11 protein-coding genes are annotated in these 13279 nt (G+C 47.6%); 6 read left to right on the top strand and 5 right to left on the bottom strand.

What is annotated here, in order from left to right:
• Positions 1-4: 4 nt before the first annotated feature.
• On the bottom strand, positions 5-1135 hold the full coding sequence (gene glf / locus BMY16_RS04565) for a UDP-galactopyranose mutase (protein WP_091840408.1): 1131 nt from the start codon (positions 1133-1135) through the stop codon (positions 5-7).
• An 88-nt stretch (positions 1136-1223) separates the two neighbouring features.
• On the opposite strand from glf, the gene BMY16_RS04570 reads away from it, so the two are divergent.
• Positions 1224-1814 (top strand): acyltransferase, encoded by a 591-nt coding sequence (locus tag BMY16_RS04570; RefSeq protein ID WP_091840410.1) that lies wholly within the window; start codon positions 1224-1226, stop codon positions 1812-1814.
• Positions 1811-2932, top strand: coding sequence for a glycosyltransferase family 4 protein (locus BMY16_RS04575; RefSeq protein ID WP_091840411.1), 1122 nt, complete (start codon positions 1811-1813; stop codon positions 2930-2932). Before BMY16_RS04570 ends, BMY16_RS04575 begins: the two co-directional genes overlap by 4 nt.
• A 3-nt stretch (positions 2933-2935) precedes the next feature.
• Here BMY16_RS04575 and BMY16_RS04580 read toward each other — a convergent pair whose 3' ends face one another.
• The 3 genes from BMY16_RS04580 to aspS all read right to left on the bottom strand — a co-directional run bounded on the left by BMY16_RS04580 (position 2936) and on the right by aspS (position 5549).
• Positions 2936-3274 (bottom strand): hypothetical protein, encoded by a 339-nt coding sequence (locus tag BMY16_RS04580; protein WP_091840413.1) that lies wholly within the window; start codon positions 3272-3274, stop codon positions 2936-2938.
• Between the two features lie 62 nt (positions 3275-3336).
• On the bottom strand, positions 3337-3648 hold the full coding sequence (locus BMY16_RS04585; protein ID WP_091840415.1) for a winged helix-turn-helix domain-containing protein: 312 nt from the start codon (positions 3646-3648) through the stop codon (positions 3337-3339).
• A gap of 122 nt (positions 3649-3770) precedes the next feature.
• Positions 3771-5549: an aspartate--tRNA ligase gene (aspS, locus tag BMY16_RS04590; protein ID WP_091840416.1), complete on the bottom strand. Its 1779-nt coding sequence runs from the start codon at positions 5547-5549 to the stop codon at positions 3771-3773.
• Positions 5550-5720: 171 nt separating this feature from the next.
• Here aspS and BMY16_RS04595 point away from each other — a divergent pair, with 171 nt between their 5' ends.
• A complete protein-coding gene (locus BMY16_RS04595) occupies positions 5721-6104 on the top strand; it encodes a DUF1573 domain-containing protein (RefSeq protein ID WP_091840418.1) in 384 nt (127 codons plus the stop codon).
• Positions 6105-6137: 33 nt separating this feature from the next.
• Here BMY16_RS04595 and BMY16_RS04600 read toward each other — a convergent pair whose 3' ends face one another.
• On the bottom strand, positions 6138-7316 hold the full coding sequence (locus tag BMY16_RS04600; RefSeq protein ID WP_091840419.1) for a DUF3078 domain-containing protein: 1179 nt from the start codon (positions 7314-7316) through the stop codon (positions 6138-6140).
• Positions 7317-7499: 183 nt separating this feature from the next.
• On the opposite strand from BMY16_RS04600, the gene yidC reads away from it, so the two are divergent.
• From yidC to BMY16_RS04615, 3 genes are all read left to right on the top strand, one after another.
• Complete coding sequence (yidC, locus tag BMY16_RS04605) at positions 7500-9386, top strand: membrane protein insertase YidC (RefSeq protein ID WP_091840421.1); 1887 nt, start codon at positions 7500-7502, stop codon at positions 9384-9386.
• Between the two features lie 4 nt (positions 9387-9390).
• Positions 9391-11556: a dipeptidyl-peptidase Dpp5 gene (locus tag BMY16_RS04610; RefSeq protein WP_091840422.1), complete on the top strand. Its 2166-nt coding sequence runs from the start codon at positions 9391-9393 to the stop codon at positions 11554-11556.
• A gap of 99 nt (positions 11557-11655) precedes the next feature.
• Entirely contained in the window at positions 11656-13278 is a 1623-nt protein-coding gene (locus tag BMY16_RS04615; protein WP_091840423.1) for an MFS transporter, read from the top strand.
• Position 13279: the final 1 nt, after the last annotated feature.

A 13279-nucleotide genomic window follows, 5' to 3' on the forward strand; every position in this document is an offset into this window, starting at 1 on the left:
CATTCTATTCAAACAGTCCCATGACTTTTTCAACAATCGGGGCCATGTCGTAATACTTATATTCGGCAAGGTGGCCTCCAAGGATGAGGTTGGGTTCTTGGTCGGCAAGGGCTCGGTATTGTTGATAAAGCGACATATTTTTCTCATCATTGACACTATAGTATGGTTCCATGCCTTCTTTCCATTCCGTAGAATATTCACGGGAAATAACCGTTTTGGGGCACTTATAGACATCATCACCAAACATCTCAAAGTGTTTGTGCTCGATAATGCGGGTATAGGGGACTTCAGCATCAGTGAAGTTCATGACAGCATTACCCTGATAGTTGGGCATATCAAGGATTTCTTCCTCGAAACGGACGGTACGGTATTCAAGTTTACCTAGACGATAGTCATAGTATTCATCGAGTTTGCCAGTATATAAAATCTTATCTGCAATATGCTCCCAATGTTGACGATTGTCAAAGAAATCCGTATTCAGTCTGGTCTCAACTCCTTCGAGCATGCCATCGATGAGTTTATTGAATCCGCCCATCGGGATACCCTGGAAACGATCGTTGAAGTAGTTGTTGTCATGCACGAAACGAACGGGCAGGCGCTTGATGATAAAAGCTGGCAGTTCACTGCACTTACGTCCCCATTGTTTCTCTGTATATCCTTTGATTAGTATCTCATAAATGTCTTTACCAATCAGTATTTGCGCCTGTTCCTCAAGGTTACGAGGTTCTGTAGCACCTTCGGCTCGCATCTTTGCCAGTGCTTCCTGACGCTGTTCCTCAATCTTAGCCTGAGCTTCAGCAGGAGTCAACACGCCCCACATCTGATAGAAGGTATTCATGTTGAAGGGAAGATTGTACTGCTTTCCTTTGTAATTGGCAATCGGAGAGTTGGTATAACGGTTAAACTCAACAATCGAATTGACGAAATCCCACACCTTTTTATTAGAAGTATGGAAGATATGTGCTCCGTATTTATGGACGTTGATACCTTCAATATTTTCACAATAGATATTACCACCCAGATGATTGCGTTTGTCAATGACCAGACAACGCTTACCATGACGATGGGCCATACAAGCAAACGTGGCACCATAGATACCTGCACCAACTATCAGATAATCATACTGCTTATTCATCTATTCAACGATTTTTCTGCAAAAATACGGAAAAATTTGCAATTATACAAAATTATTTGTACTTTTGTAGTCAGAAAAGGTAAAAGAGATGAATAAGGATGTTGTAAGAGAGAGGTTTAATAGGAATCCCAAATGGAAGAAATTCCTTGACTGGGTGATTATGAACCAAGTGGAGACGAGGCCGCGCTGGTTTATCAGATTACTGGCTCCGCTTTACCAACATCGGGGCAGACATTCTGTCATCCACCACTCTGCCCGTATGGACACCCCACCCTATCGGAAGTTCTCACTTGGCGATTACTCCGTCATTGAGTCGTATGCCTGTATCAATAATGCGGTAGGCGATGTGATGATTGGTGACCATACAAGGATCGGGTTGCATAACACAATCATAGGTCCTGTCATCATTGGCAGTCACGTGAATTTAGCGCAGGGCATTACCATTACAGCCCTGAATCATAATTTCGAGAATTCTAAGAAAAGGATTGACGAACAAGGTGTGAGCACCAGCGCTGTTGTTATTGAGGATGACATCTGGATAGGAGCCAATGCCGTGGTCTTGCCAGGTGTGACCATAGGCCATCATTCCGTGGTGGCAGCTGGAGCCGTTGTTACCAAAGATGTACCACCCCACTCGCTCGTGGCAGGCGTCCCCGCAAAAATTATCAAGCAAATATGAGAATAGGTATAGAAGCACAAAGGGTATTCCGCCAGAACAAACACGGCATGGATTATGTCGTGTTGCAGGAGATCAAGGAGTTGCAGACGATGGATACAAAGAACGAGTACTTTGTGTTTGTAGCCCCTGGAGAAGACAGGTGCTTGGAAGACAGCAAGAATTTCCATATTTTCGAGATTGGCGGCAATTTCTACCCACTTTGGGAACAATTTACTTTGCCCAAAGCAGTAAATGAACTGAATCTTGACATTCTACACTGCACCAGCAACACTGCGCCAATACGCTGTAAGATTCCCTTGATTCTGACCTTACACGACATTATCTTTTTAGAGCCCAGGGACAAAAACAATAAATCGCTTTACCAGAATATGGGTTGGCTATATCGAAGATTGGTTGTCCCACGGATCCTCAAGAAGTGTAAGAAGATTATCACCGTCTCTGACTATGAGAAAAACAATATCATGACCAAGTTGGGCATTCCAGAGGAAAGAATGGCGATGATATACAACGGCTATAACGAATGGTTTAAACCTGTACATGATATTCAGCATATCTATCAAAGATATATCGATCATCCTGGCTACTTCTTCTTCCTCGGCAATACAGATCCAAAGAAGAATACGGAACGAACCCTGATTGCCTATTCAAGATATCTGGAGAAATCGATTGTGAAGCGGAAGCTATTGATGGCAGATCTTGACCAAGCGTATTTAGACGGTATCATTGACAGGAATCATATTGAGAATATCAGCAACTATATCGTCATGCCTGGCTATATTGTCAACAAGGACTTGCCCTTTATCTATAATAGTGCCTTTGCCTTCCTATATACCTCATTACGGGAAAGCTTTGGCATTCCTTTGTTGGAAGCGATGGCCAGTGGAACACCCGTCATCACATCGAACACCTCATCAATGCCAGAGATTGCAGGACGCAATGCCATTCTCATTAATCCGGAGAATCCAGATGAGATTGCAGAGAAAATGCTACAATTGGAGAATGATGACGACTTCTACAGCAGACAAGAGAAAATCGGACTGGAAAGGGCGAAGATTTTCTCATGGCGGCAGACTGCAGAACAGCTGTTAGCTGTCTACGAGAGCGTATACAATCACTAAAGATTAAGAAAACAAATCAAGAGAGAGGTCTACAGCGGGCTTCTCTTCTTTTTCGTCTATCCGATGGGATTCCTTGAATTCAATCATCAGCTGGCGGGCATCGGAATTGTTCTGGGTGTTTAATCGATAGAAGCCCCGTTTACCTGTAGCTTCTATCAACGAGAGGGGGGATTTGGAGTTTTTCAACAGATATTGCTGGACATAATTACGGATATCGATCAGGTCTGGCGTGAAGAACAAAGTGGAATTGCGGTTATAGACATGCTTGGCCAACAGTTGAACACTGATGCCCTTCTCACCTACTTCCATGAGGATGTCTAATATCTGTCTGTCGTATGTCATCCGATTAAAAAAGGCCGGTAAAAGTAAATTACCGACCTTTTCCTATTGTACGTTAATTGTCTTTATGCCAATGTAACATTCTCTCCCTCGTTAGCGAGCTTGCCCTCCTTGAAGAGCCAGCCGAGACCAAGAAGAGTCTCCTCCTCTGAAATCTTTGCAGCCTTAGCAATCTCCTTAACGGTGAGAGCCTTACCTGCTGCTGCCAGTGCCTGATAAACATCTCCTGCCTTGAAACCTGCATTCTCAGCGGTGATAGCGAGAACTGCCTTCTTTGCGGCTGCCTTAGGAGCAGCGGCCTTCTTCACGGTTTCCTTCTTAGCTGCGGCTGCCTTTGTCTCAGTAGCCTTCTTAGCTGTTGCTTTCTTTTCTGCCATAGTTCTTAAAAAATTAATACTTTATTGAAGTTTTACCTCTATATTCTAAATTTCGAGTGCAAAATTAACACTAATTATTCAGACAAGTTATTGATAATTAAGACTTTTTGGCAAAAAGTAAATTATTCTTGATGAATATCAAGCGACGAACGAAGTTCAAGCGACAGATTCAATTCCTCCAGCTGTTTCGGGTCGAGTTCACCTGGAGCATCCAGCATCACATCGCGGCCACTGTTGTTCTTCGGGAATGCGATACAGTCGCGGATGCTATCGAGACCAGCCATCAGGCTGACAAAGCGATCGAGACCGAAGGCAAGACCTGCGTGGGGAGGAGCTCCGTATTTGAAGGCATTGATCAGGAAGCCAAACTGAGCCATAGCCCTTTCGGGGGTGAAGCCCAGAATCTGGAACATTTTCTCCTGCAACTTTCCGTCATGAATACGAAGTGAGCCACCACCGACCTCAACACCATTGCAGACGAAGTCATAGGCCACTGCACGAACTTTTTCAGGAGCAGTATCGAGCAGAGGAATATCATCAGGATTCGGCATCGTAAACGGATGGTGCGTAGCCATCAGGCGCTGCTCCTCATCACTCCACTCAAAGAGCGGGAAGTCGACAATCCAAAGACAAACGAACTTGTCCTTGTCACGAAGTCCAAGACGATCGCCCATCTCCAGACGAAGAGTGCAGAGTTGAATACGAGTCTTGTTGGCATTGTCGCCAGAGAGGATCAACACAAGGTCGCCATCTTTGGCACCCATAGCCTCCTTGACCTTAGCCCACACCTCAGGCTCATAGAACTTATCGATGGAAGACTTTACTGTACCATCGGCATTGAACTTGACATATACAAGGCCCTTGGCACCTACCTGCGGACGCTTCACGAAATCTGTCAGCTGATCCAACTGCTTACGGGTATAGTCAGCACAACCAGGCACACAGATACCACCAATATAGTTGGCTTCATTGAAGACGGGGAAGGTACCCGTACCCTTCAGCTGATCCATCAGCTCCACGAACTCCATACCGAAACGAAGATCGGGCTTATCTGAACCAAAGCGACGCATAGCCTCATGCCAGGTCATACGCTGAAGAGTAGGAAGTTCCACACCACGTACCTCTTTAAATAAATGGCGGGCCATATCCTCGAAGAGCTGAAGCACATCTTCCTGCTCTACAAACGACATCTCACAGTCGATCTGGGTGAACTCTGGCTGACGATCAGCACGCAGGTCCTCATCACGGAAGCACTTGGCAATTTGGAAGTAACGATCGAAACCGCTGACCATCAGCAACTGCTTGAGGGTCTGAGGAGACTGGGGCAATGCATAGAACTGGCCTGGATTCATACGGCTGGGAACCACGAAGTCGCGAGCACCCTCAGGCGTAGAGCCAATTAGGATTGGCGTCTCCACCTCGATGAACTCCTTACTGTCAAGGAAGTTACGAATCAGGATGGTCATGCGATGGCGCAGTTCCAGGTTCTTACGAACGGCACTACGACGAAGGTCGAGATAACGATACTTCATACGGATATCGTCGCCACCATCGGTATTGTCCTCAATGGTAAACGGAGGTGTGAGGCTCTCGCTAAGGATGTTCAGTTCCTTTACCAGAATCTCAATGTCGCCCGTCGGCATCTTGGGGTTCTTGCTTTGGCGCTCACTGACCTCACCTTTCACTTGAATACAAAACTCACGTCCCAGCTTATTGGCACGTTCGCAGAGTTCGGCATTGTCAGCCTCGTTAAACACCAACTGTGTCAGACCATAACGGTCGCGAAGATCAACGAAGGTCATGCCTCCCATCTTTCGAGTACGCTGAACCCAACCTGCGAGTGTCACAACACTTCCTGCATCGGAGAGACGAAGCTCTCCACAAGTCTTACTTCTATACATATTTATAATACTTTTATTCCTTTTGAGGTGCAAAGGTACAAAGAAAATTAAAAATTAAAGATTAAAAATTAAAAATTATGTATGCGAACGCACTTTTTTCACTTTTCACTTTTCACTTTTCACTTCTTTTTAGTATCTTTGCCCCCGTTAAACCAATAAAACGATAAAAAGATGAAGAAATTAGTCATGATAACCATGATGCTGATGTGCGGCTTGACAGCTGCACTGGCACAGAAACCAGCAGAGATTAAGTTCGACAAGTTGACACACGACTTTGGAACCTTCTCAGAGAAAAATCCTGTGGTAACCTACACTTTCACCTATACGAATGTAGGCGAACAGCCATTGATCATCAATCAGGCTGTGGCCAGCTGTGGCTGCACCGTTCCTGAATACACCAAGTCGCCCATCAAGCCAGGTGAGCAGGGACAGATTAAGGTGACCTATAATGGTACAGGCAAGTTCCCTGGTCATTTCAAGAAATCAATCACCATCCGTACTAACGGAGTTGTGGAGATGACACGACTCTATATAGAAGGAGAAATGACAGAATAAAGAAAGCCCGCCAGAGTTTGGCGGGCTTTCTGTTTAAAACGCATAGGAGAAACCTACTGACGAATATTCCTTGAATTGCCAATAACCTAAGTCGTCATGATATAAGCTGGAGTCATCGAAGCGAGGATAGAGGAACAAGTTGGCTGAGATATACTTAGACACTCTCAACTCAAAGGTATTTTCCCACTCTATCAGACCACGTTTGTAAGAAGTAAAGGCATAAAGACGCGTCTTCCAGGTTACCACATCATTGATCTTCCAGACAAGATCGGCTGTCATGTGAGAGGCGAACTCCAGATTATCATGATCGCCCTCATCCAGTCCATTGGCCGGGCCTAATGCCTCACGACCCACATACAAATAGTTGAGTGAGAGTGGTGAGAAGTTCAGCGAACCCGTCAAACGCTTATTCTTTGTTGCCACCTTATAATCCATACCAAGACCAAGGTTCAGGTTGAATGGCGACATAAAATCAGAATAAACCTTCTTGTCATTTGATTTCAAGCCCTGGGTAAACTGGGTATAGGTCAAAAGCTGGAATGTATAGTACCAATTCTTAGCTGCTTCGAGTCCTACCTTGCTGGTGAAACGTAACAGGTCCTCATTTGCCTTGAACCTATGGACTGAGTCATCACGGGAATTGAGGAAGCCCAGTTTCATCTCCAGTTTATTATCCCACTTCCACTTGTTCTTATTATCGTAATTGGCCTCTAAGGTCAATGAGCCAACGGCAGAATAGTTACTTTCGCCACCCTTATACCAGTTTTCCGACACATAGTTCTGCATAAACTGCAGATAGCCATCGCCTTTCTTGGTCCAGAACTTTGGTTTCTGAACAAGGACATCCGTCGGGATATCCTCTGGAACGTCAATCACAGGCTCCTCCACTTTCTCAACCAGTTCCACCTTGTTTAAGATAGGCGTATCCACATCCTTACGGATATCTCCCGTCTCCTCGAGCTCCGTTTCCGTAGTACTAACAAGGTCCGGACGATTCAGGTAGATGTTGAGCAAGGCTGCATCGACGGCATCTGCCACAGGATCTTTTCCTGCATTCTCGGAATGGAGCGACAGCGTCTTATCTGCGACATTATGATAGAACGTCAATGGGACGAACAGACGATAATAGCGTCCGTCAATACTATCATTTGACTGTGCGGCACTTGCGCTGAGCGCAACGACTGCCGCGAATAATAAGGCTATTTTTCTCATAACTGAGTGCAAAGTTACAAAAAGAAATGAAAAGTGAAAAGTGAAAAGTGAAAAAATTGCAGCAATTAATACAATTTCTTAATTCTTAATTCTTAATTCTTAATTAAAAGTTGTACCTTTGCACCTTGATTTATTGCGTACATTATTTATAAAGGAAAAATAGAATCAAAAATTAAATAGAAAATGAACAGAGACACTATCATCGGCTTCGTTCTCATTGCATTGGTACTCATCGGCTTCAGCTGGTGGAACCAGCCTTCTGCAGAGGAGATTGAGGCCGCACGTAAGCAAGACAGTATTGCCTCAGCCATTAAGGATAACGCTGCCAGACAGCAGCAGGCTAACGAGGCAGCCAAGAAAGCCCAGGCAGAGGCTGCAGCCAAAGGCGACAGCACAGCCCTTTTCTTCTCGGCCCTGAACGGACAGAATCAGCCCGTGGTGCTGAAGAACGACAAGGTTGAGCTGACTTTCAATACCAAAGGAGGCAGCATCGCCAAGGCAGTCATCAAGGGTTTTGAGGATCGCGATGACAAGATGGACGTAACGCTCTTCGACGAGAAGAGCCAGCAGATGAACTTCATGCTGGCAGGAAAGTCGGAGAACATCATCACTCAGGATTTGTATTTCACACCTTCGAACGTGACTGACTCTACCGTTACGATGACAGCCCAGGCTGGCAACGGAGGAAGTCTGGTTTTGAACTACCAGCTGGGCAAAGACTATATGCTGCACTTCAACCTCCAGGCTCAGGGTCTGAACGGTATGTTTGCTCCCAACTATAAGGAGATGGACATCGAGTGGACGGATATGGCGCGCCAGCAGGAGAAGGGTTTTACTTTTGAGAACCGCTACTCTACCCTGACCTATAAGGAGAAGAATGGTGGTACAGACTACCTGAACGAGACTTCGGAGAAGATCGACGAGAAGATTGAAGAGCAACTCGACTGGGTAGCTTTCAAAAACCAGTTCTTCTCTGCAGCCCTTATTGCCAAGAGCGAATTTGCAGCCAACTCACTCATGACGAGCATTCCGCAGGAGAAAGGCTCTGGCTTCCTGAAGCAGTTTAATGCCAAGATGAAGACCAGCTTCGATCCCTCAGGTATGAATCCCACGGAGTTCGAGATGTATATTGGTCCCAACGACTTCCGTCTGATTAAGGATGTGGAGGAGCAGAGCACCTTTGGCAAGGATCTCGACCTGGAGCAGCTGGTTTATCTCGGATGGCCCTTGTTCCGTTATATCAACCGTTTCTTCACTATCTACGTCTTCGACTGGCTCACCTCTTGGGGCTTTGGCATGGGTATCGTACTGATTCTGATCACCCTATTGCTGAAGGCCATCACCTTCCCCATGGTGAAGAAGAGCTATATGTCGAGTGCCAAGATGCGTGTGCTGAAACCAAAACTCGACGAGGCCACCAAGCAGTATGACAAGCCTGAGGACTCGATGAAGAAACAGCAGGCCATGATGCAGATGTACTCCCAGTATGGCGTATCGCCCCTGAGCGGCTGTCTGCCCATGCTGATCCAGATGCCTATCTGGATTGCCATGTTCAACTTCGTGCCTAACGCAATCCAGCTGCGTCGCCAGTCGTTCCTTTGGATCGACGACCTCTCTACCTACGATCCCATCATTGAGTGGGGAACCCAGATTTGGGGTATTGGCGACCACCTCTCCCTGACCTGTATCCTCTTCTGCGTATCGAATGTGCTCTACAGCTACATGACCATGCGCCAGCAGAAGGACCAGATGGTAGGCCAGCAGGCTGAGCAGATGAAGATGATGCAATGGATGATGTACCTGATGCCCATCATGTTCTTCTTCATGTTCAATGACTACTCTTCAGGTCTGAACTTCTACTACTTCATCTCACTCTTCTTCTCTGCTGCCATCATGTGGACGCTCCGCAAGACGACCAACGACGAGAAGTTGCTGGCTATCCTTGAGGCGAAGTATCAGGAAAACAAGAACAACCCCAACAAAAAGACTAGCGGACTGGCTGCACGTCTGGAGGCTATGCAGAAGCAGGCAGAGGAATTGCAGCGTCAGCGCCAGAATCAAAAGAGATAAGATTATGAGAACTAAAAACATCGTTATCATTCTGGCAGGCCTACTTTTCCTAGGTTCTCCAATTAAAGCAGAAGACGTGAAAATCGGAAAGCAGAACATCAAGCTCACCAGCAACCTGATGACCCCCGAGGCTCTTTGGGCCATGGGGCGCATTGGTGCTGCCGAGGCTTCAGCTGATGGCAAGCAGATTGTCTATCAGGTGGGCTACTATAGTGTGAAGGCCAACAAGAGTCAGCAGAAGATTGCCATCATCAATGCAGATGGTACAGGCAACACCACGCTGACCACAGGCACAAAGAGTGAGACAGACCCCAGCTGGTATCAGGGTAAGATTGCCTTCCTTTCCGGAGGTCAGCTCTGGACCATGAATCCTGACGGTTCAGACCGCAAGCAGATTTCGAAGACCTCGAAGGATATCGAAGGCTATCAGTTCTCACCTGACGGCAAGAAGGTAATCCTGCTCCACTCGATTGACTTCTATGAGATTATCAAGAAGAACCCAGACGACCTGCCTAAGGCTACTGGCCGTTTGGTGACTGACCTGATGTATCGCCACTGGGATCACTATGTGGAGTCGATACAGCATCCCTTCGTGGCCGATGTGACAGAGGATGGTATCAAGGACGGTGTGGACATGCTGGAGGGCGAGCCCTACGAGTGTCCGATGGAGCCCTTTGGAGGTATGGAGCAGTTGGCTTGGAGCCCTGACTCAAAGTCCATCGCCTATACTTGCAGGAAGAAGACGGGTCTGGCTTACAGCATCTCGACGGATTCTGACATCTATATATATAAAATAGGTACGCGCGAGACGAAGAACCTCTGCAAGCCTGCAGACTATGTGGAGCCAGAGATCAATCCCACCGTCTCGATGAAGTATCAGAAAGTGAACGACAAAGAGAATCTGAAGAACAATGTGGGTTATGACACCAACCCTAAGTTCTCTCCTGACGGCAAGTGTATCGCTTGGCTCTCGATGGAGCGCAATGGTTATGAGGCCGACCGTAACCGCCTGTGTATCTACGACTTATCCACTGGCGACAAGAAATACGTCACAGAAAGTTTTGACTCTGGCGTAGACGATTTCGTATGGAGCGACTCAAAGGATGCCATGATTTACTTCATTGGTGTATGGCATGCTACAGAGAACCTCTATGCCATTAACTGGAAGGGCGAGCTGAAGCAGATGACCAACAATGATGCAGACTTCGGATCCATCCACCTGATGAACAATGGCAAACAGCTGCTGATGGAGCGCCACAACTTCGTTTCGCCAGCCGATCTCTATATCGTAACACCCAACTTCAAGAAGCCCGAGAAGACTGAGATTGCTCAGCTCACCTTCGAGAATAAGCACATCCTCGACCAGTTGGCAAAGCCCACCTTCGAGAAGCGTTGGGTTAAGACCAGCGACGGTAAGGAGATGCTCACCTGGATCATCCTGCCACCAAACTTCGACAAGACCAAGAAGTACCCCACCCTGCTGTTCTGCGAGGGTGGTCCTCAGAGTCCTGTTTCCCAGTTCTGGAGCTATCGCTGGAACTTCATGATCATGGCCTCTCAGGGCTATGTGGTGGTGGCTCCCAACCGTCGTGGATTGCCTGGATTCGGACAGGAATGGCTTGAGGAAATCTCAGGCGACTGGACAGGCCAGTGCATCAAAGACTATCTGGCTGCAATCGACGATGCAGCAGAGAATCTGCCCTATGTAGACAAGGATCATCTGGGTGCTGTTGGTGCCTCGTTCGGAGGTTTCAGCGTTTACTATCTGGCTGGTGTCCACGAAAAGCGCTTCAAGGCTTTCATCGCCCACGATGGTGCTTTCAATCTGGCAGCCATGTATACTGAGACAGAAGAGAACTGGTTCTCCAACTGGGAGTACGACGAGGCATACTGGCATCGTCCGCAGTTGCCCAACGCCAAGGAGACATACCATAATTCCCCACATAAGATGGTTGAAAAGTGGGATACCCCCATCCTCTGCATCCATGGTGAGAAGGATTATCGCATCAATGCCACTCAGGGTATGTCGGCCTTCAATGCCGCTCGCATGAAGGGTATTCCTGCAGAGTTGCTCATCTTCCCTGATGAGAACCATTGGGTGCTGAAACCCCAGAACGGCGTGCTCTGGCAGAGGACCTTCTTTAACTGGCTGGACCGCTGGTTGAAATAAGCTGGGAGTTTAGTCGGAGTAAAACCGGACTTTACTCGGAGTAAAGTGGGACTTTAGTCGGAGTAAACCTATAGAGGCAAAATAAAAAGAAAAAGGATAATGACTCAAGCAATTCAAAAAACTTTACGCGACTCTGCCGGAATGAGGTGGACCGCATTGCTGCTGCTCGCCATGGCGATGTTCTGCAGCTATATCTTTATGGATATCCTCTCGCCCATCAAGGACCTGATGCAGGAGACCCGTGGTTGGGACTCTACGGCATTCGGAACCATGCAGGGCTCGGAGGTGTTCCTCAACGTATTCGTGTTCTTCCTCATCTTCGCAGGTATCATCCTCGACAAAATGGGCGTTCGTTTTACGGCTGTGCTCTCTGCTGCTGTGATGCTGGTGGGTGCCTGTGTGAAATGGTATGCCGTGAGCGAGAGCTTTATGGGAAGCGGACTCGAGACGTGGTTTACCAACAACCTTAACTACATTCCTGTTTTCGACGAATTAGGCGTTTCTCCCTTCTACGAGGGCATGCCCGCTTCAGCCAAGTTTGCCGCTTGCGGATTCATGATCTTCGGATGTGGATGTGAGATGGCAGGAATCACCGTTTCAAGAGGAATCGTGAAATGGTTCAAGGGTCGTGAGATGGCGCTGGCCATGGGTTCTGAGATGGCACTGGCCCGTCTGGGTGTAGCCACCTGTATGATCTTCTCGCCCTTCTTCGCCCGTCTGGGTGGCGAGGTAAGCGTGAGCCGTTCTGTGGCCTTTGGTGTGGTGCTGATGTGCATCGCTCTTATCATGACCATCGTCTATTTCTTCATGGACCAGAAGCTCGACTCGCAGACTGGAGAGGCTGAGGAGAAGGATGATCCGTTTAAGATCTCCGACCTGGGTAAGATCCTGACGGATGCAGGTTTCTGGATTGTGGCCCTGCTCTGCGTGCTCTACTATTCAGCCATCTTCCCCTTCCAGAAATATGCGGTGAACATGCTGCAGTGCAACCTGACGCTGACGGCTCCTGATGCCGATTCATTCTGGGCTTCATCGAGCGTAACCATCGTACAGTATGTCATCATGCTGATTGTAGCTGCTGCTGGTTTCGCCTCCAATTTCCAGAAGAAGGCCAACCTGAAGTATGGCCTGCTGGGCCTCTCGATTGTGGCTCTGATTACCTATTGTTATATGGGTTTCATGCGCCAGTCTGCTGAGAGCATCTTTGCTGTGTTCCCCTTGCTGGCTGTGCTGATTACGCCCATCCTGGGTTCTTATCTCGACCATCATGGAAAGGCCGCTTCGATGCTGGTACTGGGAAGCATTCTGCTGATTGCCTGCCATCTGACCTTCGCCTTTGTCCTGCCCATGTTCAAGGGTAATGCCGTGGGGGGCATCATCATCGCCTACACCACAATTTTAGTACTGGGTGCCAGCTTCTCACTGGTACCTGCCTCGCTTTGGCCTTCAGTGCCTAAGTTGGTGGATGCCAAGGTGATAGGTTCTGCCTATGCCCTGATTTTCTGGATCCAGAACATTGGTCTGTGGCTGTTCCCACTGCTCATTGGCAAGGTGCTCGACAAGACGAATCCTGGCGTAACCGATCCTACGCAGTTCGACTATACTGCGCCTCTGGTGATGCTGGCATCGCTGGGTGTGGCAGCCCTCATCTTAGGCTTCGTGCTGAAGGTGGTAGATAAGAAGAAAGGTATTGGTCTTGAACTTCCAAACATCCAAGAATAGT

This window comes from Prevotella sp. ne3005 (assembly GCF_900110085.1).
Lineage (GTDB): Bacteria > Bacteroidota > Bacteroidia > Bacteroidales > Bacteroidaceae > Prevotella.